We start from the raw sequence: 22,416 nt of genomic DNA on the forward strand, positions 1-22,416 counted from the left end.
ACAGAGGGATGCGCACGGCAGCGCGTTGAACAGACGCCGGGCTGCGGCATAGCACGAGCGCGCCCACAGCAACCGCCCGTATTCATCTGCGCACCGCCCACGCCATGTCCAATACCGATCACGATTCGGATGCCCACCCCCTTGCCCAGGCAGCCCTTTTCTTTGCATTGGGCTTCGTCGTAATCCAGGGGGCAGCGCTCTTGCTGCAGGGCACGCCCACCCTCCCCGCAGCGGTAACCGCCGCCATAGCCGCCCTCACGGGCGCCGGTATCGTATACAGCTACGAGCGTAAGCGACAGGCAGGCTTCTTCGAAATACCTGAGAGCGAGGCGTCTGAGAGCGAGGCGTCTGACAGTGACTCCAGCAGCGAAGCGTCCACGATTGAGGTGCGCAACGAAGCAGATACCGATAACGGCTCCGATAACACGGATGCCGACGAAAGGGGGAGCGCAGGGGTCCGCGCAGAAGAGAGCACCGGGGGCCGCGCGTAGTTTGGCAGCGTCAACTGCTTCTGCGCGCGGCTCTCCATGCGCTGCGCATACGCTACGCTGTTGAGGGCGATTCGGCTGCCTGGTACGGATTCACAGAGGCTGTTTTGGTCGTAACGCCTGGCCCGCGTCCGATCTGGAACGTAATGCTAATGACGGCCATGACGAGCAGCGCCCAGCAGTAGTGGATTGCTCCAACCAGGGCGGTCGGTGAAAGCCCGGCAAGCGACGCGGCCAGCAGAATCTGTCCGCCATACGGCAGCACCCCCTGCACGATGCACGCAAAGATGTCAAGCAGGCTGGCGCTACGAGGGGCGTCGATGTCGTACTGCGTGGCGAGATCGCGCGCTACAGTGCCCGAGAGCAAGATCGCGACCGTGTTGTTCGCAATGAGCACGTCGCTCAGCGCAGCCATTGCCGCGATACCCGACTCCCCAGCGCGGCGCCCTTTCAGGCGCAGGAAGGCCGTTGTGCGCCGAATCGCCATCGCCAGCCATGCCAGCCCGCCCTGCCGACGAATCAGCTCGCCGAGTCCGCCAATGAACATGGCCAGCAGCATAATGCCGAACATGCTCTCAAAGCCCTCATAGATGTCGCCGGCGAAAGGCGCCATGCCATAGTCGCTGGCCGCAATGCCCGTAGCGCCTGCCAGTACAATCCCGGCGCCAAGCACCACAAACACATCGAGTCCGGCCACTGCCAGGCCGAGCACAATCAGGTAGGGAAGCACCAGCCAGATGTTAACGGTACCTTCGGCGGCATCTGGCGCGCCTGCGCTCATGAAAAAGAGCGCCACGGTCGTGACGAGAGCGGCCGGCACGGCAATCCATAGATTGGCCCGAAACTTATCAGTCATGCTGCAGCCCTGCGTGCGGGTTGCGGCAATAGTCGTATCCGAAATAATCGACAGGTTATCGCCAAACATAGCGCCTCCAACAACAGCTCCCAGTGTGGTGGTTACAGCCAGGTCGGTCGAGCCGCTTACGCCTACAGCAATCGGAGCAACCGCCGCGAGCGTGCCCATAGAGGTACCCATCGATAGCGAGATAAACGCGGAGATGAGAAAGAGGCCCGGCAAGATAAACTGATCGGGCAGCAGCGCCAGCCCCAGGTCGACGGTTGCTTCCACGCCACCGATTGCCTCCATGACACCAGCAAACGCACCGGCAAGTAGAAACACCACGCACATCGTCATGATCGTTTCGTCGCCGATGCCGCGCAGCAGTGTGCGCAGGTTCTTCTTGATGGTTTCTGCGCCCAGCACGACGGCCAGCACGAGTGCTGGAAGCGTGGCCACAGAGGGGTGAATCTGGTAGAACGGGCGTTCCACACCGATCGCGCTGTAATAGAGCCCTACGCCAAAAAACAGCGCAAGAAACAGAAACAGAGGGGTAAGGGCAAGGAACGACGGCGCCGTGGCCGATTCGGGCTGCGACGCAGGGGCGGTAGGGGATGGATTTGTGTCAGACATACAGGAGTATCAGCTAAAGGTCGACTCAGGGAGTAGAAACGTAGATGGCGCGTATTCCTGAACATCGACCGCTGTACACGTGCAGCTGTCGTTGAAGCAACAGGGTGAACATAAGAAAGAATGCACTGAAGACAGAATGCGCTGAGATCCAGAAGCGCACGTGCAGGCCGTGCAGAAAAGCGAAGCGCGGCCTATGCATAACAATATGCATAACAGACAGCACGCGTCACTCATCAGTCCTCACAGCCGTGTACAAGATACGATCGACCACAAGGCAGGACGGGGCACCGCTCCACGGGGCTTCAGCAGAGATCCTGCTCAAAGGCCGGTGGCGGTTGCCAGGGCGTCATAGGGCCTGATCCCTACGCCCTTCTGGATGAATGCGAGTATTAACATCGAGTCATAACGCGTGTACAATGCGATACGGCCCGTCTGTGTTGCGTGCCGTGTTCTACTTTCTGTGAAAGCGGCGCGTCCTGTCAAATGTCCTTTTCAAACGCTCTGTCAAACGCCCTTAAACGCAGGGTAAACGGTTTGTGCATACGGATGCGAGGCTCTGCTCGCGGTGCAATCCGTCACGACCTCATACCAGACGGTATCACGCCGGATCGTTCGTAGCAGCGTGATGGTAACAGCACATCGACCACAAACAGAGCCATGCTACGGTAACCAACCACGACCTCTCATGCCCACCCCCCTCGGCGATCTAAAAGACGCGCTTGCCCCCATCGAAGACCTGAAGTCAGCAGCAGCAGTGCTGTCTTGGGACCAGGAGACCTACATGCCTGAGGGCGGCGCTAAGGCACGGGCCCGGCAGATTGCGACACTCAAAACGATGGCACACGAGCGGTTTGTAACCGACGAGGTTGGCGCGCTGCTCGACAGGGCAGAAACCATGGTTGAGGCCGGTAATGCCCCTGCTGTAGAGGCCGACCTCGTGCGCCTAACCCGGCGCGAGTACGACCGGGCCCGCAAGCTTCCTGCATCGCTGGTGAGCGCGCTCTCGCAGGCGGCCTCGCGCGGACAGACGGCGTGGAAGCAGGCGCGAGCGAACGACGATTTCGACCATTTCGCTCCGCATCTCGAAGAACTCGTCGATCTGACAATCCAGAAGGCAGAGGCGCTCGGATACGACACGGAGCGCTACGATGTGCTGCTCGATGAATACGAGCCCGGCATGCCTACCTCCACCGTGGTCGACACCTTTGCGGATCTCCGTGAGGAGCTTGTGCCTATCGTGGAGGCCATTGCCGACCAGCCCGCTCCGAACGATGCCATGCTGCACGGCCCCTTTCCGGCAGATGCACAGCGCGCTTTCGGCGAGCAGGTCATCGCCGATTTTGGCTACGACTTCGACTGCGGACGCCAGGACCTCTCTGCGCATCCGTTCACTACGTCATTCGGGATGCGCGACGTGCGCTTGACCACGCGCTTCGATGAGGCGTTCTTGCCGTCTGGGCTCTTCTCGACGCTGCATGAGGCGGGCCATGGTCTCTACGAACAAGGCATTGCCCCCGAACTGGCTCGCACGCCGCTGTCCGAAGGCGCTTCGCTCGGCATCCACGAATCGCAGTCGCGCCTCTACGAAAACATGGTCGGGCGCAGTCGCCCCTTCTGGCAGTGCTATTACGGCGACCTGCAAGAAGTCTTCCCGGAGGCGCTTGCCGGGGTGCCACGCGCCGACTTCTACCGTGCCATCAATCGGGTAGAGCCGTCGCTCATTCGGGTAGAGGCCGATGAGGTGACGTACAACCTGCATATTATGCTGCGTTTTGAACTGGAACGCGCGCTGGTGCAGGAAGACCTGGCAGTGGATGATCTACCTGCCGCCTGGAACGACCGGATGGCATCGTACCTTGGCGTTACGCCGGACTCAGATGCCAACGGGGCGCTGCAAGACGTGCACTGGTCGTTTGGCGCAATCGGGTACTTCCCCACCTACGCGCTCGGCACCCTCATGTCCGCCCAGATCGATGACGCGCTGCGCGAAGACCTGCCCGGTCTTGACGCGCAGATGGCATCGGGGCAGTTTGATGCGTTGCTCAAGTGGCTACGCGAGCGCATCCACCGGTACGGACGCCGCCTCGACGCCCCTGAGCTCTTGAAACAGGCTACCGGACAGTCGCTCGACGCTGAGCCCTGGCTCGACTACATCCAGAAAAAGTACAGCGCCATCTACCCCGATCTGCAGGCCCAGCGCGTGCTGTAAGATTCATGGCGGCCGGGTTCTCCGACGCTGTGGGCTTGTAGAATCTGTGCATCATACCAGCGCCGGGAAACGCTGCACGCCGCGTCTCGTTACGCCCTCCTTAGTTCATTACATACGCTTCCTCCTGTTTCTATGCCCACCAATACCGTCGACCGCTGGAGTCCCTCTTCGTGGCGCGAACGCCCTGTCCGTCAGCAGCCTACGTACCCAGATCCCGATGCCTTGCAGGCGACGCTGTCGCAGATCGACCATCTGCCGCCGCTGGTTACGTCGTGGGAGGTGGACAACCTGAAGGAAGATCTGGCTCAGGCGGAGGCGGGCAATCGGTTTCTGCTACAAGGGGGCGACTGTGCCGAATCGTTTGGCGACTGCACCGCCGACGTGGTCACCAGCCGCCTCAAGATTCTTCTGCAGATGAGTCTGGTGCTCACCTACGGGCTTAACACGAAAATTGTACGCGTTGGGCGCTTTGCGGGGCAGTACGCAAAACCACGTTCCTCGGATACCGAAACGCAGGGCGATACCACGCTGCCCAGCTACCGCGGTGAGATCATCAACAGTCCGGAGTTCACCGAGGCGGCACGTACGCCTGATCCCGATCGCCTCTTGAAGGCATACACGCACTCCGGACTCACGCTAAACCTGGTGCGCGCGCTCTCAGAAGGTGGGTTTGCTGATCTGCGCCACCCCGAGTACTGGAACGTGGACTTCATGGCGCACTCGCCACTCGCTAATGAGTACCAGCGGCTGGTTGACGACATCGGTACGGCGATGCAGTTTATCGATACGGTGGCCGAGCATGCGCTCAATGCCATGGAGCGGGTTACGTTCTACACAAGCCATGAGGCGCTTCTGCTTCCATACGAGGAGGCCCTGACGCGTTCGGTGCCGCACAAAGAGGGCATATACAACCTGGGTACGCACCTGCCGTGGATCGGCAAGCGCACCAATGCTCCCGACGAGGCGCACATGGAGTACATGCGGGGCATTGCCAACCCGGTTGGACTGAAGGTGGGGCCTGATATGACGCCCTCGAAGCTGCGCACGCTTATCAATCATCTCGACCCTGACGACGAACCCGGACGCCTGACGCTCATCACACGCTTCGGGGCTAACAAGATCGCAGATCGGCTGCCGCCGCTGATTAACATGGTGCAGGGCATGGGGCACTCGGTGCTCTGGTGCTGCGACCCGATGCATGGAAACACGGAGCGTACCAACGGAGGCATCAAGACCCGGCGCTTTAAAAATATTCTGGGCGAGCTGGAGCAGGCCTTTGAAATCCATGCCGCCGAAGGGTCGCGGCTTGGAGGCGTACACTTTGAGCTGACCGGCGAGAACGTGACGGAATGCATTGGCGGCGCACGTGGCCTCAAGGCAAACGACTTGGAGCGTGCCTACAAGTCGCTCGTCGACCCGCGCCTCAACTACGAGCAGTCGCTTGAGATCGCCTTCAGCATCGTACACAAATACCGCGCCCTGCATAAGTAACGGCATGTGCAGGTTTCCTTCCTCCTTTGTTGATCGCCGCCTTGTCGCAGAATGCGCGGTTCTCACATCCCCCATTCCCTCACGCTGTTCGGGATTTCCCCCTTCGCGAAGGGGGAAATGTCGCGTAGCCACAAAGGGGGATATGCGCCCAAAAGGATAATGGAAAACGTTAAGTAGGCGGCTCGTCCGGCCTCACAGCTCAGGCGGCATATGCTTCAGCCAGCCCAGGTTGAGCACGCTCCACAGCCCGATGCAGATCGCCTCGGCGGCGTCGTGGCGGAGTGAAGTGGGACGCGGCGCCCCCGACCACTCGATGACCGATCGGGCGAGGGTGTCAGCGGCCTCCTTGGCGTCGCTTCCGGTACGGCGCTGACTCGGATTCAGCAGCTTCTTGCGCCACCGTTCAGCCGAGATGCATGCGGTAGAGGCATTCTGCTTCTTGGCCTGCCGCATCCAGGGCTCGGCGAGGCCCCGGTCGCCCTCAAGCACGACCCACGCAAGGGCGTCGTGCTCCTGCATCATCCGGTAGGCGCCCTGCTTCAGGCGTGCGTTCGACCCGAAGTTGGTAGAGCGATACGACTGCAGACGCCCGTCGGAGTCGTACAGTGCAAACCCGGCACGGAGCCCTAAGTCAACAGCAAGTAGCATGCGAATCTGCAACAGATGTAGGGAGAGAGCAAACGCAAAAAGGTGCATCGTCAGCGGGTCCAGCCGTCGTGGTCGTCGGGGCCGGCAGGGCCGATCTGCTCATAGGCCGGCTCCAGAAGCAGGGCCGGATCGTAGAGGCGTCCGCCTTTCATGACGAGCTGCACATTGCGGGTTTTTGTGATGTCGCTGAGCGGGTTGCCTTCAACTACGAACAGGTCAGCCAGGGCTCCGGGGGCGAGCGTGCCCAACAGGCCCCCCTTGCCGATCGCCTCAGCGCCGTTTGTTGTAGCGATGCGTAGCACTGCAGCTTCCGGGATGCCGGCCATTACCATCGCATGCATTTCGCGATGAGCGGCGAAGCCCGGCAGGTAGTCGCCCCAGGCCGGCTTATCGGTGCCCAGTACGATAAGGTCGCCCCCGCCGGCATCGTAAAAAGCCTTCGTCGAGCGCTGCATGGCGGCGTAGAGCCCCTCCATCAGTTCGCTGCCTGTAACCTTCTCGGCGCGTTCGGCCCATACCTGCTGTACGTAGGGCGTAAAGAAACGCTGCTCGTCAACCCAGTAGTCGAAGCCCTCGAACCCCTCAGTACCCGCAAAATAGACCGGGGCCGTCATCGTCGAGCTGAAGTGCACGCGGTGGTCCAGGAAGGTCTGAACGATGGCTCGGAACGCTGTTGAGGTCGTGTCGACTTCATTCCAGACGGGATATGCAGGCCGCTCACGGTCGAGCACGTGTCCGCCCAGAATGTGCTCTACGCGGTCGATGCCCATGCGAATAGCATCTTGCGAGTTGGTACTTCCGCGCCATCCGGAATCGAGGTGGCCGGTTACGGTGAGTCCGTGCTGATGCGCGCGTTCGATAGCAGGTTCGAGATGCTCGGGCGAAGCGCCCTTAGCCTTGAATCCAGCCACGCCCCGCGCGGCCCATTCATCAACCAGCGCGCGTATATCATCGGCTGTGTAGTCGGGGTTCCAGTCCGGGTTGGAGCCTCCGATGTAAGGGCCTGCAGTCAGGATGCGGGGCCCGACCTGCTCGCCCCGGTTGATGCGGTCGCGGGCTGCTTCCATGACGGACGGGTCGTATTCGCCTCCGGTAAACGTGGTCGTAACGCCGTTTGCCAGGTAGACAAGCGGGTTATACACCGCTTCATCGACGCGCCCCTCGCCCAGCAGGTCCATGTTGTAGTGCGCGTGCAGATCAACCAGGCCGGGTAGCAGATACTGATCGTCGTCGAGATCGACAACATACGCATCCGCTGGAATAGCGTCGCCGAGGTCGTCGTTGACGCGCAGCAGGCGTCCGTTTGCAATGAGGGTGGCCTGATGCGCAACGGCTATGCCTTCCGACACATCGATCATCTGTCCGCCACGCAGCACCACATGCCTGGCATCAGGATGCCCGGTCTCCACGATTGGCAGGTTAGATGGAGGACCCGTCTGGGCTGAGGCGGGCAGGGGGCGGAGTAGCAGAGCACACAGCGTACATACGGTGCTCAGCAAGGCGATATGGAGCGAAAACGAGCGCATAGGGTGGGGGAGACGAGCAGAAAACAGCGGGTAGCTCCAATAACGTGTCTGACGCCATTGCTGTCAACCCCTCAAAGATCTCCTGCTTGACGGGGCCGTATAGAAACTGCACCGGAGGCTATGCATTCTTGGTATCCACTGTCGTTTACTCTGTCATAACTGTGTGTCGCAGCCCGTCGGTGTAATCGTGCCTTATGGCGCGTGACTTCCAGGGTGCTGTACTCGCTGCATGGGTCTATTACTTTTATACGTTGCGCTGGCGATCGGGGTATCGTTTCTATGTTCGATCATGGAAGCGGTGCTGCTCAGCACGACCCCGTCATACGTGGCTGCGCTGGAACGAGACGACAACCCTGTTGGCGAGCGTCTACAGCAGTACAAGGAAGACATCGATCAGCCGTTGGCGGCGATACTGAGCTTCAACACCATTGCCCACACGGTGGGTGCTGCTGGGGCGGGGGCGCAGGCTACGATCGTATTTGGGGAGGCGTACATCGGCGTTATATCGGCGGTGCTGACCTTGCTCATTCTGGTCTTCTCAGAGATCATTCCCAAAACGCTTGGTGCGGTCTACTGGCGGTCGCTGGCGCCGTTTGTCGTGCGCGTGCTGGGGCCGACCATTGTACTGATGTGGCCCTTCGTAAAGCTGTCGAAAGGCCTGTCGTACTTGCTGGCCAGCGGCGAAGAGCAGGTGTCGTTCAGCCGCGAGGAGTTCACTGCACTCGCCGAGCTGGGCGAGGAAGAGGGCGTCTTCGAGGAGAAAGAGTCGCACATCCTGCGCAACCTGTTTCGATTTAATTCGCTGCGCGTGAAGGATGTCATGACGCCCCGCACCGTGGTGTTCGACTTGCCCAAGACAGAGACCATCGGCGATGTGGTGACGAAGTATGACGAGTTTCAGTTCTCCCGCATCCCGGTCTATGGCAAAAACCGTGACGACGTAGCCGGGTACGTGCTCAAGGATGAGATCTTGCTGCGCGCCGCGCAGGAAGATCTCGACGCTCCGCTCTCCAGTCTGGCTCGCGAGATGATCGTGGTCCAGGAAACGCTGCCCCTGCCTGACTTGCTCGAACGCATGCTCGACCGCCTGGAGCATATTGCGCTGGTCGTCGACGAGTATGGCGGCGTTGCAGGCATCGTCACGATGGAAGATGTGGTTGAGACGCTGCTTGGTATGGAGATTGTCGACGAGGCCGACTCGGTCGAAGACATGCAAGACCTGGCGCGCCAGCAGTGGTTTCGGCGGGCTCAGAAGCTGGGGATGGTGTCTGACGATGCAGCTACCGAGGCTGACATCGTGGCGCCAGCCGTGTCGCCCCCAGCCGATGGCTCGTCAAACGCGCCGGATGTATCTACCCCTTCGTCTGAGTAGCCGGTTCTGTTTAATGGGAATGGCCGGGTCGGTCGGGGTACCTATTGTGGGGCCCCTGTACGGCCTATGTTTTCCGCATCCCTCTGCTTTCTCCGTCTGATCGCTGCACTATGTCTGATACCGACTCGCTGCGTACGTTCGAGCGCCCGCCGGTCCCTGCCCCGGAAGACATTGAGGATATCTATCTGATTGGCATATGCGGTACGGGTATGGGCTCGCTCGCGCAGCTCTTCGACGAGGCCGGATACACGGTGCGGGGAAGCGACGAGGCGGCATATCCGCCAATGAGTACGCAGCTTGAAACTCGCGGTATCGAGGTGCTTGAGGGATACGACCCGGCGCACCTCAGTCCGGCGCCCGATCTCACCGTGGTCGGCAATGCCTGTACGCCCACCCACCCCGAAGCTACACACGCCCGCGAGAACAACCTCGTACAGCAGTCCTTTCCGGAGGCGCTTGGGCACACGTTTTTGACCGACGATCGTCGCTCTATCGTTGTAGCCGGTACACACGGAAAGACCACCACCACTGCGCTGCTCGTGCACACGCTGCGTGCAGCCGAGGCCGACCCCGGGTACCTGATCGGGGGCGTGCTTGCTAATACCGGAAAGAGCGCCCACCTGGGCACCGACCAGCCGTTTGTTGTCGAGGGCGACGAGTACGACAGCGCCTATTTTGATGCGCGTCCTAAGTTCATGCACTACCGGCCCGACAAGGCAATCGTAACGTCGCTTGAGTTCGACCACGCCGATGTGTTTGAGGACGAAGCAGTCTACCGCGAGGCCTTCGAGGCGTTTGTGGGTACGCTGGGGGCCCGTGACGGACTGCTTGTGCTCTGCGGTGATGATCCGGCGGTGGCGCGTCTGGCGGCCCATACGGACGGGCGTGTGCGCACCTATGGCATCGACCCGAGCAACGACGTAACGGTAACCGACCACGAAGCGGGCCCCGACGGACAGCGCTTCACGATCACGATGGGAGGGCTGGAGCGGGGGACTTACCGGCTTCCGTTGCACGGTACCCACAACCTGCAGAACGCGCTTGCCGTAGCCCTCATCGCATTCAGCGAGGGCTGCAATAGCCGACAGGTAGCTCGCGGGTTCGAGTCGTTCGAAGGCGTTGCCCGCCGCCAAGAGATTCGGGGCGTGGTTCGCGACATCACGGTGATCGACGACTTTGCCCATCATCCTACCGCTGTAGAGACGACCCTGAAGGGACTGCGCACCGCCTATCCCGAGCGCCGTCTGGTTGCAGCGTTCGAGCCCCGCTCGAATACCAGCCGCCGTGCTCGCTTTACGCACGACTACGCCACCGCCTTCGACGCCGCCGACCAGGTCGTTCTCAGCACCCCACCCTTTCGCCACAACGACGATCCGGGCGACCGGCTCGATATAGCGGCCGTGGCTACCACACTGCGAGAGCGCGGGGTGCCGGCCACCGTCGCCGACGACCCCGACGACGCACTGCAGTGCTTGAAACGCCTCCTCACGCCGGGCGACGTTGTCGTGACGATGAGCAACGGCTCGTTCGGATACCTGCCGGCTCGCTTGCTGGAGGCACTCGCCCATACCGACTGAGTTTTTCTATCCCCACCTACCTATGGCTGAATCCAAGAAGTCACAAAAAGACACCGAATCTGCAATCTCGCTCATCGACATCCTGCTGATTGGCTTTGGACTTTTCCTAATGTATATGGCGGTTGGCAGCTACGCAGAAGGCGATACGCTCGGCGCCGGGGCCGACTTGTTGCTCGGCATTGCGGGCGTGCTCATGGGCATGCGTAATCCCGTGCAGCACTCCTTGCAGCGCCCGGTCCCCATTCTTAACACCGCGGCGATTGTGTGTGCGCTTACAGGTATCGTGCTCTTCGGCGCTACCTTCTTCCAGTAGGCGCCTGCCCAGCAAACGCCGCCCACTTTGTTTCTGCTGGATGTGCATGCCTGCCTATGCCTGCTCCGTTTGCCGACACAACCGACGCCCTCGGCCGTCCCGTCCGCCTCAGCGCGCCGCCGAAGCGTATCGTCTCGCTGGTGCCCAGCCTCACCGACCTGCTTCACGGGCTCGGCCTCAACGACGAAGTCGTGGGCCTTACCCGCTTCTGCGAGCGGCCCGCGGGCTGGCGCAACGAAAAGTCGATTGTAGGCGGCACCAAGCAGGTGGATGCGGAACGCATAGCAGCACTGGAGCCTGATCTTATCCTTGCAAATCAGGAAGAGAACACGCAGTCCGATGTCGAGGCCCTGAGCACCCAGGCCCCGGTGTATGTCACCGATGTGGCCACAGTCAACGAGGCGACCCAGATGATACGTCGCGTAGGCGCGCTGGTCGACCGCGCGCTTGCTGCCCAGCAGATGGCGCTCCGCATCCCCGAGCGCTTTGCGGCACTTCCCGAATGGCCGCCCCGGCGCGCCGCCTATCTCATCTGGCGCGACCCGTACATGACGGTGGGCGGCGACACTTTTATTTACGACGTGATGCGCTATGGCGGATTTGCCTCGCCGTGGGAAGATGCCACTCGCTACCCCGAGGTCTCGCTCGATGCCCTTGTCGCCGCCGACCTCGACGCAATCCTGTGCAGCACCGAGCCGTTTCCATTCGGACAGAAAGACCGGTTCATCAGCGAGATCCGCGATGCGTGCCCTAAGGCCACCGTACAGGTCGTTGACGGACAGCTTTTTTCTTGGTATGGGCCGCGCCTGCTCCACGCGCCCGAATACCTGCGCACCCTGCGCGCAGAACGTACAGAAGAATAGGTGAGGCAAGTGTCTTCTGCCCAATCGGAACGCAGCTATCGTTTTAGCGCCAGCGTGAGTCCGTCGGCCACAGGTAGCAGGCTCAGGTGGATGCGTTCGTCGTTATGCATCTTGGCATTGAGCTGCTGAATCGCCTGCGTGTTCGCATCGGTGGCGTTTGGGTCGGTCACCCGGCCCTCCTGTAGCATGTTATCGAGCAGAATCAGGCCGCCGGAGCGCAGCAGCGCCAGCGCGTGCTCGTAGTAGGCGTCGTATTCGGTCTTGTCGGCATCGATAAATGCGAGGTCGAACGTGCCTTCGGCGCCGTCGTCGCGAAGGGCCTGCAGCGTATCGAGCGCCGGAGCGATGCGCAGGTCGATGCGATCGGCCACGTCGGCTTCGGCCCAGTAGCGCTCCGCAACAGCCGTGTACTCGCGGCTGACGTCGCACGCGACCAGCGTACCGTCGTCGGGGAGCGCGTACGCAACAGAAAGTGCGCTGTAGCCGGTGAAGACGCCAACCTCAAGGGCCTTCGTCGCGCCCATGAGCCGGGTTATCAGCTGCATGAACTGCCCCTGCTCGGGGGCAATCTGCATGTCGTGCTCCGGATCGTTCATCGTTTCGGCGCGTAGCTGACGCTGAACCTCGGTCTCGCGCAGCGATGCGTCCAGCAGGTAGTCGTGCAACGCATCGGTAAGTCCAATCGACTGGTTTGACATAAGGAGATTCGGTATGTGATCGATGTAGGCAGGCAATTCACTCTCCGATACGTACGACAGCGCTTCGTGTCTCCGTAGCGACCATTCCGAATCAAAACCCCGGCCCTCAAGGTAGGAGCGCCCGTCCACGTTTCCTGGCATGTACCGACGTTCCCGCTTTATGGCTGATGCACCGCGCTTGCTCTGGGTCGACGACGAAGTCGACCTGCTCCGCCCTCACGTTATGTTTTTGGAAGACAAAGGCTACACGGTCGAGACCGTTTCGAACGGAGCCGATGCAGTGAGTCTGGTCCGGGAAAAGCCGTTTTCGCTCATCTTCCTGGATGAGCAGATGCCGGGGATGGGCGGGCTCGACACGCTGGTCGAGCTGAAAGAGGTGCGTCCTGAGGTACCCGTCGTTATGGTCACGAAAAGCGAGGAGGAGGATCTGATGGAAAAGGCGCTGGGCCGTCAGATCAGCGACTATCTTACCAAGCCGGTTAACCCCAGCCAGATTCTGTTGACGTGCAAGCGTGTGCTGGAGCGCACGCGGCTGCAGCAGGAGTCGCAGTCGGAGCAGTATCTGCAGTCGTTTGGGAAAATCGATCGTACCATCAGCGAAACGACGACGGCTGAGGAGTGGCGCACGCTGTATCAGCGCCTGGTAAACTACGACCTGTCGCTCACGGGCGACGAGGGCGCCCGGCAGATCTTCGACGACCAGTTCAAGAAAGCCAATCGGCGCTTCGGCAGCTTTGTGGAGGAACAGTACCCCGAATGGATCGCGAACGCAGGCCGTGCCCCCGAGCACACCGGGCGCCCGCTGCTTTCGCACGAAGTGCTACCCAAGCACGTCTTTCCTCGGCTCGGAGAGCGCCCAGTTGTGTTCTTTGTGATTGACTGCATGCGCTACGACCAGTGGCTTGCATTTGAAGACCTGTTGCGCCCGCACTTTCAGGTGGAAACCGACTTCCACTACAGCATTCTACCAACGGCAACACCCTATTCGCGCAACGCCATCTTTAGCGGGATGCTTCCACTCGACCTCGACGAGCGCTTTCCGAACCTTCAGTCCAAAGCCGAAGAGGAGGAGCACAGCCGCAACCAGTACGAGGAGGCGCTGCTGCATGACTTTATGGAGCGGCGAGGCGTCGACGACATGCGCATGCGCTACGACAAGCTCATCGCTACCGAGGACGGGCGCAGCTTTGCTGACCAGGCGCAGAACCTGACGCAGCACGACCTGAGCGCCGTTGTCGTCAACTTTGTGGACATCCTTGCGCATAGCCGCTCTGATTCGGATGTGCTCAAGGAACTGGCGCCCGACGTGGCGGCCTATCGCTCGCTCACGCGCACCTGGTTCGAGCACTCGTGGCTCCTGGATGCGCTGAAAACGCTGTCTGAGCGCGACTGCACGGTGGTGCTTACCAGCGACCATGGCGCGGTGCTTAGCCTGCGTTCTTCAAAGGTGATCGGCGACCGGGAGACGTCGACGGCGCTGCGGTACAAGCATGGGCGCAACCTGCAATGCAACGAGGAGGAAGCGATCTATGTGCGCGACCCGGAGACCTACGGTCTGCCCGCACCGGCGATGAACACGAATTACATCCTCGCAAAAGAGGACTTCTACTTCGTGTACCCGACGAACTTCCACCACTACGAGAGGCTTTACCGCGATACGTTTCAGCATGGCGGTGCTTCGCTCGAAGAGATGATCCTGCCGGTGGCTACGCTTACGCCAAAAGAATAACGCGGGCCCTCTGCCCCATATCTGTCTCTACGAACGCAGCGCAGATACGGAAAGAGCGCTCCGGGTGCGCATCCGTACCGGCACTCCAAGGCGAGAGGCTGCGCCTGCGCGAGATAAAGAGCCTACAGAGAGCGATTTGCCCTGCGTAGCCGCGCCGGGCCTGCCAGGAAACTGCCCGGCGTTTCGCATCCCCCTTCGTACTGCACCTTTGTACTGCTATCCTCATTCTGTTATGGAGTTTACGCTTGTTCACGCCGACCCGAAAAGCGATGCCCGTGCGGGTTCGTTTGAAACCGCACATGGCACAGTGCAGACGCCTGTGTTTATGCCTGTGGGCACGCTGGGGAGCGTGAAGGGCGTGCCGCCACGGGCGCTGCATGAGGATGTGAAAGCGGAGATTATTCTGGGCAACACCTACCACCTGTACCTGCGTCCGGGCACCGACGTGGTCGAGGCGGCCGGCGGGTTGCAGCGGTTTTCACAGTGGAACGGTCCAATCTTGACCGATTCGGGGGGATACCAGGTCTTTTCGCTGGCCGACCGGTGCACCCTCAGCGAAGAAGGCGCGGAGTTCCGGAGCCACATTGACGGCTCGAAGCACATGTTTACGCCCGAATCGGTGGTGGATACGCAGCGCGCGCTGGGTTCGGATATTATGATGGTGCTGGATGAGTGTCCGGCGGCGGATGTGTCAAAGGCGTATGCGCGGGAGTCGAACGAGCTGACGCTGCGCTGGGCCGAGCGGGCGCGCACTCACTACGAGAACACGACCTCGCCCCATGGCCACGAGCAGGCGCTCTTTGGCATTGTGCAGGGCGTGACGTATCCGGAGGTGCGCCGCGAATCGGCCCATGCGCTGGTGGACCTGGACTTTCCGGGCTATGCGATTGGCGGCCTCTCGGTGGGCGAATCGCACAAAGACATGTACGAGATGGTAGAGGTCGTGGCTCCGCTGTTGCCGGAGCGCAAACCGCGCTACCTGATGGGCGTGGGCACGCCCGAGAATCTGCTCGAAAACATCGCACGTGGCGTGGACATGTTTGACTGCGTAATGCCGACGCGCAACGGTCGCAACGGCACGCTCTTTACGACGCAGGGGCGCATGAACATCAAAAACGCGCAGTTCACCAACGACCACACGCCGATCGATCCGGGGCTGGAGGCGTACGTGTCGCAGACGTTCACGAAGGCGTACCTGCGTCACCTGCAGAAGTCGAACGAGATTCTGGGCTTGCAGATCGCCTCGCAGCAGAACCTGGCGTTCTACTGCTGGCTGATGCGGGAGGCGCGGAAGGCCATCCTGGAGAATCGGTTCATGGCGTGGAAAGACGCCATTCTGCCGCAGATTACGCAGCGGATATGATCGCGACAGTGCCGGTTACCATAGTACGCCGCAAAATAATGCCGGGTACAATGCACGATGCGATATAGGGCATGATGCGGCGCGCCGGGTACGGCGTAGTGCGATGGTCGTGAGGCGTCGGCGAAGAGATCGAGAGGGGATGGCACTGCCGAAACCTACCGGAGGCCGGGCGCTATGTGGATGTGCTTTTCTATCCCATGTGCCTACCCTATGCCTGACTCTACACCGTCTCCTACCCCGCTGATGCAACGCATGCCCGGCTTCTACGGGTGGACCGTTCTGGCGGCGGCTACGCTCGGCATGGCGGCTACGCTACCCGGACAGACCGCCGGGGTGTCGCTCTTCATCGATGCGTTTGTGGACGACCTCTCGCTCTCTCGAACGGTGGTGTCGTGGCTCTATACGGTGGCTACCGTTACGGGATCGCTCGCCCTTCCGTGGATCGGGCGGAAGATGGATTACATCGGGCCGCGCCGGATGGTACTGCTGGTCGGCGGAGGCTTTGCGCTTGCCTGCATGGCCATGAGCCAGGTACGCGGCTGGATTACGCTCTTCCTCGGGTTTCTGATGCTACGTGGACTCGGGCAGGGGGCGCTCGGGTTGATCAACAACCATGTGGTGAACCTCTGGTTTGAGAAGCGGCGCGGATTTGCAGTGGGCGTGCTCGGGCTGGGCATGGCAGGGGCCACCGCGGTCTTTCCGCCGCTCATCGAGCAGCTCCTGCAGGCGTACGGCTGGGCCACGTCGTATCTCATCATCGGGGCACTGCTTGCTGTGCTGGTGCTGCCGCTCCTCGTGGCCATCTATCGCCCCGAGCCCGAGCGCTTCGGACTGACTCCCGACGCAGACGCCCACACCAAGACCGGCGGTGCATCCGCCTCAAACGAAGCGTCTACTGTGCGCGGACTTACGCTGCCCGAGGCGCGGCGCACGCGTACGTTCTGGCTGTTCATCGCTGGGGGCGTATGCAGTGGTGGACTCGGCACCGGGCTGCTCTTTCATCACTTTGCCATTCTCGCTGAAGCGGGGACCGACCGGGCGCTTGCGGCGCAGTTCTTTGTGCCGTATGGCATACTCACGGCCGTCTTTACGCTGCTCATGGGGGCGCTCATCGACCGCACCTCGCCGCGTTACCTGCTCGGGGTGCTTATGGCCGCCTACGCTATGCTTATGGGAGGTGCCCCGTTTGCATCAACCCCGACGCTCGTATGGGCCTATGGATTTCTGTTCGGGGTGGCTCAGGGAACGCAGAATGCACTTCTGGGCAGTGCGTTTGCGTATTACTTTGGCCGCGCACACCACGGCAGCGTGCGCGGGTTCGCCGCGACGATCTTTGTAGCGGGCACCGCGCTCGGCCCCGTACTACTGGCGCTGGGTCCCGACTTTCTGTCGTCATTCACGCCAGTGTTGTGGGCGAGTGCCCCGCTCGCAGTGGTGGTGGGGCTCGCTGCCTGCTGGGCCGAGTGGCGCCGGTGGGATGCGGCAGCGCTTGTGCATAACCCGTAACACCAGCTCGTTCTTTGACGAGACTTTCCGCGGCGGGGGACATTGTACGCGGGAATCGTGTTTTTTTGGTACGTCCACGCCATCTTGTGTGGATACGCACGCATATGCATGGCGAGATACCCTTTCACAAACCCGAACCATAGCTATGCAACAGCAGATAGATGCACTGATTCGTCGGCTCGGCCTTGAAGAAACCGACCGCCGCATCGCCGCCTGGATGGATCGCTACGGACGCTGGCTGCTTCGTATCTCCATCGCGATCGTCTTCATCTGGTTTGGTGGGCTCAAAGTAGTCGGGATGAGTCCGGCCGAGGAGCTGGTGAAGAGCACGATCTACTTTCTGCCTGCCGACCTGTTCTACCCGATTCTGGCGTGGTGGGAGGTGCTTATCGGGGTAACGCTTCTGTGGCGCCCCCTGAACCGCGTAGCGATCTTGCTTCTCTTCCTGCAGATGCCGGGCACGATGCTCCCACTCGTGTTGCTGCCGGATGTCTGCTTTACCAGCATTCCGTTTGGGCTCACGATCGAAGGGCAGTACATCATCAAGAACCTGGTGTTGATCAGTGCCGGATTGGTCGTTGGGGGCAGCGTGCGGCGGCAGAGCACCGAGACGCAGCGCCTGTAGGACCGTCCTGAAAGAACCGAAATTCGCAGAATTGCTCTTAACGCGCTGAGCGGATGAAGCTCCTGTCTTACTTCTCAGCCGCAGGCCTAATGGTCGGGACCTTCTTCCTGGCTGTGTCGCTGACCCCCACACTCGTTCCGCGAACCGCTGTGCTGCAGGGCATCGTGTCGGGCGGCGCGCTGGCTGCAGGGTATGGACTGGGCGTGTTGGGCCAGGCGTTATGGCGGTATCTGCAGTTGCCTGCGCCTGGCCGTACCGTGCGGCTCCGGATCAAGGGGGGTGCGATCCTTATTGGGCTGCTCGTCACGCTCTTTTTCATGTGGCAGTGGAGCACTTGGCAGACCTCGGTGCGGGCACTCGTGGAGATGCCACCCGCCGATGGGTTCCAGCCGCTGACCGTCGGGATGCTTACGCTGGCTATCTTTCTCGTGTGCTGGACACTGGGCTGGAAGTTCAAAGCGCTTCGGAGCCGGCTCTCTGACAGACTGGAGAAGTACGTACCGCACCGGGTGTCGGTTGTACTGGGGCTGCTCCTATCGTTCTATCTGTTCTGGCTGGTTGTCGACGGAGTGCTCGTTTCCGGCTTGATGCGCTCCGCCGACACCTCGTACGAGCAGGTTGATGCGCTCATTGAAGACGACACCCCACAGCCTACAGACAACATGCGAGCAGGCAGCCCGGCCTCGCTACTTGAATGGGAAGACATGGGCCGAGAAGGGCGCCGCTTTCTGGCGGGGGAGCCGCAGGCCGACGCTATAGCGACGGTTGTTGGCGAGCCTGCCACGCAACCCCGACGTGTCTATGTAGGCATGCATGCTGCCGAAGATGTGGAAACCCGGGCGCGCCTTGCCCTTGACGAACTACGCCGGGTGAACGCATTCGACCGCTCGGTGCTGGTGCTTATCACGCCCACGGGTACCGGATGGGTGGATCCGCCGTCTATTGAAACGCTCGAATATCTGCATCGCGGCGACGTGGCCTCGGTGGCCGTGCAGTACTCGTACCTTCCAAGCCCACTTGTGCTCATAACAAAAGAAACCTACGGCGCCGAGATGGCACAGGCGCTTTTTCGGGCGGTGTACGGACACTGGACTACGCTGCCGGCTGATGAGCGTCCAGAACTTTACTTGAACGGACTCAGTCTGGGCGCGCTCAACTCCGACCGGTCGTTCGATTTCTATGATATCATCAACGACCCGTTTGACGGAGCGCTGTGGGTGGGGCCGCCGTTTCGGCAGAGCACCTGGCGCACCGTAACCGATCAGCGCGAGCCCGGATCGCCGGCCTGGCGCCCCCGCTTCCGCGATGGGGCGGTGGTGCGCTTCATGAACCAGGAGGGTGGACTGCATGATGGCCGCGCTCCGTGGGGCGACTTTCGCATCGCCTTTCTACAGTATGCCAGCGATCCGATAACCTTCTTTGAGCCGCGCATGCTCAGGCAGGAGCCGGACTGGATGCAGCCGCCCCGTGGACCTGACGTCTCCGACGACCTGCAGTGGTATCCGGTAGTCACGATGCTGCAGGTTGCCGTGGATATGCTGGCGGGCACGAGTGCGCCCCGTGGCTACGGACACGAATACGCAACTGTCGATTACATCGAGGCCTGGCACGCGCTCAGCGAGCCGTCGGGCTGGACGGATGCCGAACTGGAGCGCCTGGGTCGCCACCTCGCCATGCCTGACGAAGCCGGGCGGTTGAGTAGCAGTCGGTAGTCAGTCCGCCCGGGATATCCGCTTTGCTTCTGATCCTGTGCTAAGGAGAAGGTGTGGTGTTGGTGAATGCCCATAGCCGCGGATCGCTTGCATCCCCGGCATACCGATGCATCAACCATCCACCTACCACGGGGTGTGGCACGCAGCCCGTTCGGGCAGAGCAGCCTCCAGCCACGCACGGCGCTGCTGCTGAAGGTGGTGATACGCTGGGGCCGCCTGTCCGATCGGCGAGCCTGGGGGGATGCGCATATCCGGGGCGGGCGTGGAGGCGTCGTGCGTCCGGTTCAGGAAGCGCTCGATCTGTTCGTGCAGATGAGCCCGGTGCGCCTCGGTGTCAGGATTGCCCGTCGCGTTTTCGTTGAGCCAGCTGTGGAGCGTGCGCAGGTGATGGGTCAGGTGGGCGCGTACCATGGGGGCGGCGTTGGGGTGGGTGGCGTGCTCAAGCAGCGCGTCGGTCCAGCCCTGCTGCACGATGCGTTGCAGCGCGGCGTTGTAGGCATCGCTTGGGATGTCAGCATACCACACCGCCTCGGTCACGCGTTCGAGCACGTCATGGAGCGCGGGCAGGTCGCTGCTGTGAGTGGGCTGCTGCACCAGGCGCGCGGCCCGCTCTGGATGCAGGAGCTGGTCGAACACCATCGTGGCAACCACTGCGGCGGGGGCATGATCGTCGAAGGTGAGCCCAGTGTGGCCGGAGAAGAGTTCGCGGTTGGCGGGGTAGCCCGGCGGACGTGGGGCGATCTGCGCGCGAGCCGCTTCCGGTAGGCGCAGAGCCTCGGGCGCAAGGGTTGCAAGCAGGGCATCGAGCGCAGCCTCCTGTTCGGTAGCCGATACCGGAGCCGGCGGGGCGTGCGCATCCCCCCGAACCGAATAACTGTACGACACGCCGCCTACGAGCTTCGATGTAGCCTCGACCTGGTACCGGTGGCGCAGATAGAGCGGCACGAGCACCTCCTCCATGAGTGCGTAGGGCTCGCCGGTGCGGATCACGGCCTCGCCAAAGGTGTCCAGTGCCGCCTCACGCACTGCCATTTCGTGTTGGAGCGCTTCGACCATGTCGTCACCGTTATCCCACAGGTGCGCGGTTGGGTGCGCGCCGCCTGCTGGACGCGCATCGTTGTCGCTGATGTAGGTGAGTTCCTGCTCATCAAACTCCTGCATGATGCGCGTAAGCAGCTCGTCTTCGGTTTCGCCGTCTTGCGGATACGCATAGCCGTAGCGGATCGCTGTGTTATCCCACGCGCCCATGCCGGTGGCGTACGCATCGTCGAGCGTAACCGCGCCATTGTCGTCTAATTTTGCATACGGGGCGGGGTAGTCCATCACCGAAGCGCGGTCGTGGGTGGAGGCCGCAAAGTTGTGCCGGAGTCCGAGTGTGTGGCCGATTTCGTGGGCCGAGAGCTGCCGGATGCGGTCGAGCGCCATGTCGAGCAGCGGGTTGTCATCAGCCGGCAGTCCGGTGGCGTGGTCCTCCGTATAGGGAGCAGTGAGCCCTTTGGCTAAGCGCAGATCCTGCCGCACGCGCAGCGAGCCCAGCACGATGTGACCTTTCAGGATCTCGCCGGTGCGCGGATCGGTGACCGAGGGGCCGTAGCTCCACCCGCGGGTGGAGCGGTGCACCCACTGAATCACGTTATAGCGGATGTCCATCGGGTCGGCCCCGTCGGGCAGCATCTCGACCTGGAAGGCATCGCGGTAGCCAGCCGCCTCAAAGGCCTCGTTCCACCAGCGGGCGCCGTCGAGCAAGGCCGTGCGCACCGGCTCGGGCGTGCCCGGATCGAGGTAATAGACGATCGGCTCTTCGGGGGTACAGAGACCGTCATCGCCGGGCTCGTCGGCGCACGCCAAGCGCTGCCGCGGGATATAGCGCTGCGTCATATCCTCGGTGATGGGCGCGGCGTAGTCCTCGTAGCTAAAGCTGTAGTAGCCCGAGCGCGGATGATGGGCCCGCTGTTCAAAGCCGTCGGGGTCTGGCAACGCCACCAGCGAATGCCGCACGCGGAGTCCGAACGAAGTGGGCTCCTCGGCGGTGGTACGCACCTCAGCGCCCGGCGAGCCGTCGGTCACAAACGTAAGGCGCGCCTCGATTTCGGTGTTTTGTGGAAACGCCCCGGTGCGCTCCATGTCGGGCATGCTGCGGCCTGGCTCCAGGCGGAAGCTGCCCTGCCCGCGCTGCTGCAGGCGCTGCGTGGCCCCATGCACATCGCGCACGACGAAGTCGGTGGCCTCGACCAGCACCCGGTTGCCGGTCTGTGCGGCGGCCTCGAATCCCCAAAGCACCCCATCGGCAAACGCATCGGCCACGGCCTGCTGCTCCGCCGGATTGTCGGTATGGGCGCGGTAGGTCTGGTTCGGCTGCATGAGCAGCACCTTCGGCCCCACGCGCTCAAAGCGCACCACCCGCGTATCGCCCAGCTGTCCGCGATCGAGCCCTACATCGTTCGATCCGAGCCCGCCCGTGAGGTAGTTCACGTAGAGCAGGTCTGTATCGAACGCCGGAATCTCCATCCAGAGCGACCCGGTGGCCTCATCCCAGTAGAGCGGCACAAAGCCGTCCATCTGCTCAAATCCGTCCGTTTTCTCCGCGATGGTAGGCAGGTCATCAGCCAGCGCCGGCGCCACGAGCAGAGCCAGCGTGAAAATGCATATCGATAGCGTGCGCATAGGGGGGGCGGTACGTGCGAGAAAGAGGCGTGGGTGTGTAACATACGGCCCAATATACGACACACGGGGCAGAGGGGAAAGCGCCCGTGCGTGCCCATTCGTTAGGCGCGATCACTGGACGGATAAAATCTGTCTGCATCAAACGCATCCGGCGAGACATG

At 61.7% G+C, this 22,416-nt stretch carries 17 protein-coding genes and 1 riboswitch; of the genes, 12 read left to right on the top strand and 5 right to left on the bottom strand.

Annotated features, from left to right (window positions below):
* Nucleotides 1-104 precede the first annotated feature (104 nt).
* On the top strand, nt 105-491 hold the full coding sequence (locus ACZ48V_RS03540; RefSeq protein WP_464541652.1) for a hypothetical protein: 387 nt from the start codon (nt 105-107) through the stop codon (nt 489-491).
* Between the two features lie 52 nt (nt 492-543).
* Here the strand turns inward: ACZ48V_RS03540 and ACZ48V_RS03545 are convergent, their stop codons facing one another.
* Nucleotides 544-1,959, bottom strand: coding sequence for a Na+/H+ antiporter NhaC family protein (locus tag ACZ48V_RS03545; protein WP_464541654.1), 1,416 nt, complete (start codon nt 1,957-1,959; stop codon nt 544-546).
* Between the two features lie 227 nt (nt 1,960-2,186).
* Nucleotides 2,187-2,342: riboswitch (SAM riboswitch) on the bottom strand.
* Nucleotides 2,343-2,644: 302 nt separating this feature from the next.
* On the opposite strand from ACZ48V_RS03545, the gene ACZ48V_RS03550 reads away from it, so the two are divergent.
* Both ACZ48V_RS03550 and ACZ48V_RS03555 read left to right on the top strand, forming a co-directional pair.
* Nucleotides 2,645-4,168, top strand: a complete 1,524-nt coding sequence (locus ACZ48V_RS03550) for a carboxypeptidase M32 (protein ID WP_464541656.1) — start codon at nt 2,645-2,647, stop codon at nt 4,166-4,168.
* Between the two features lie 132 nt (nt 4,169-4,300).
* Nucleotides 4,301-5,659 carry a class II 3-deoxy-7-phosphoheptulonate synthase gene (locus ACZ48V_RS03555; protein ID WP_464541658.1) on the top strand — a complete coding sequence of 453 codons (1,359 nt, stop codon included), beginning with the start codon at nt 4,301-4,303 and terminating at the stop codon, nt 5,657-5,659.
* A 192-nt stretch (nt 5,660-5,851) separates the two neighbouring features.
* Here the strand turns inward: ACZ48V_RS03555 and ACZ48V_RS03560 are convergent, their stop codons facing one another.
* Nucleotides 5,852-6,307 carry a hypothetical protein gene (locus ACZ48V_RS03560; RefSeq protein ID WP_464541660.1) on the bottom strand — a complete coding sequence of 152 codons (456 nt, stop codon included), beginning with the start codon at nt 6,305-6,307 and terminating at the stop codon, nt 5,852-5,854.
* A 50-nt stretch (nt 6,308-6,357) separates the two neighbouring features.
* On the bottom strand, nt 6,358-7,833 hold the full coding sequence (locus ACZ48V_RS03565; RefSeq protein WP_464541662.1) for an amidohydrolase family protein: 1,476 nt from the start codon (nt 7,831-7,833) through the stop codon (nt 6,358-6,360).
* 229 nt (nt 7,834-8,062) lie between these two features.
* On the opposite strand from ACZ48V_RS03565, the gene ACZ48V_RS03570 reads away from it, so the two are divergent.
* The 4 genes from ACZ48V_RS03570 (at nt 8,063) to ACZ48V_RS03585 (ending at nt 11,958) form a co-directional block, all read left to right on the top strand.
* A complete protein-coding gene (locus ACZ48V_RS03570) occupies nt 8,063-9,205 on the top strand; it encodes a CNNM domain-containing protein (protein ID WP_464541664.1) in 1,143 nt (380 codons plus the stop codon).
* Nucleotides 9,206-9,315: 110 nt separating this feature from the next.
* Nucleotides 9,316-10,782, top strand: a complete 1,467-nt coding sequence (locus ACZ48V_RS03575) for a UDP-N-acetylmuramate--L-alanine ligase (RefSeq protein WP_464541666.1) — start codon at nt 9,316-9,318, stop codon at nt 10,780-10,782.
* A 22-nt stretch (nt 10,783-10,804) separates the two neighbouring features.
* Nucleotides 10,805-11,095 carry a hypothetical protein gene (locus tag ACZ48V_RS03580; protein ID WP_464541668.1) on the top strand — a complete coding sequence of 97 codons (291 nt, stop codon included), beginning with the start codon at nt 10,805-10,807 and terminating at the stop codon, nt 11,093-11,095.
* A gap of 56 nt (nt 11,096-11,151) precedes the next feature.
* Nucleotides 11,152-11,958: a helical backbone metal receptor gene (locus ACZ48V_RS03585; protein WP_464541670.1), complete on the top strand. Its 807-nt coding sequence runs from the start codon at nt 11,152-11,154 to the stop codon at nt 11,956-11,958.
* 35 nt (nt 11,959-11,993) lie between these two features.
* On the opposite strand, the gene ACZ48V_RS03590 is transcribed toward ACZ48V_RS03585, so the two are convergent.
* Nucleotides 11,994-12,656 carry an O-methyltransferase gene (locus ACZ48V_RS03590; protein WP_464541671.1) on the bottom strand — a complete coding sequence of 221 codons (663 nt, stop codon included), beginning with the start codon at nt 12,654-12,656 and terminating at the stop codon, nt 11,994-11,996.
* A 160-nt stretch (nt 12,657-12,816) separates the two neighbouring features.
* Between ACZ48V_RS03590 and porX the strand changes: the two genes are divergently transcribed.
* The 5 genes from porX to ACZ48V_RS03615 all read left to right on the top strand — a co-directional run bounded on the left by porX (nt 12,817) and on the right by ACZ48V_RS03615 (nt 19,591).
* On the top strand, nt 12,817-14,385 hold the full coding sequence (gene porX, locus ACZ48V_RS03595; RefSeq protein WP_464541673.1) for a T9SS response regulator signal transducer PorX: 1,569 nt from the start codon (nt 12,817-12,819) through the stop codon (nt 14,383-14,385).
* 232 nt (nt 14,386-14,617) lie between these two features.
* A complete protein-coding gene (gene tgt, locus ACZ48V_RS03600) occupies nt 14,618-15,748 on the top strand; it encodes a tRNA guanosine(34) transglycosylase Tgt (protein ID WP_464541675.1) in 1,131 nt (376 codons plus the stop codon).
* Nucleotides 15,749-15,958: 210 nt separating this feature from the next.
* Nucleotides 15,959-17,254: an MFS transporter gene (locus ACZ48V_RS03605; protein WP_464541677.1), complete on the top strand. Its 1,296-nt coding sequence runs from the start codon at nt 15,959-15,961 to the stop codon at nt 17,252-17,254.
* Between the two features lie 145 nt (nt 17,255-17,399).
* A complete protein-coding gene (locus tag ACZ48V_RS03610; protein ID WP_464541679.1) occupies nt 17,400-17,879 on the top strand; it encodes a hypothetical protein in 480 nt (159 codons plus the stop codon).
* Nucleotides 17,880-17,932: 53 nt separating this feature from the next.
* Nucleotides 17,933-19,591, top strand: coding sequence for an alpha/beta hydrolase (locus tag ACZ48V_RS03615; protein ID WP_464541681.1), 1,659 nt, complete (start codon nt 17,933-17,935; stop codon nt 19,589-19,591).
* A 123-nt stretch (nt 19,592-19,714) separates the two neighbouring features.
* Here the strand turns inward: ACZ48V_RS03615 and ACZ48V_RS03620 are convergent, their stop codons facing one another.
* Entirely contained in the window at nt 19,715-22,255 is a 2,541-nt protein-coding gene (locus ACZ48V_RS03620; RefSeq protein ID WP_464541683.1) for a zinc-dependent metalloprotease, read from the bottom strand.
* Nucleotides 22,256-22,416 lie beyond the last annotated feature (161 nt).

The sequence above is a fragment of the Longimonas haloalkaliphila genome (genome assembly GCF_055379825.1).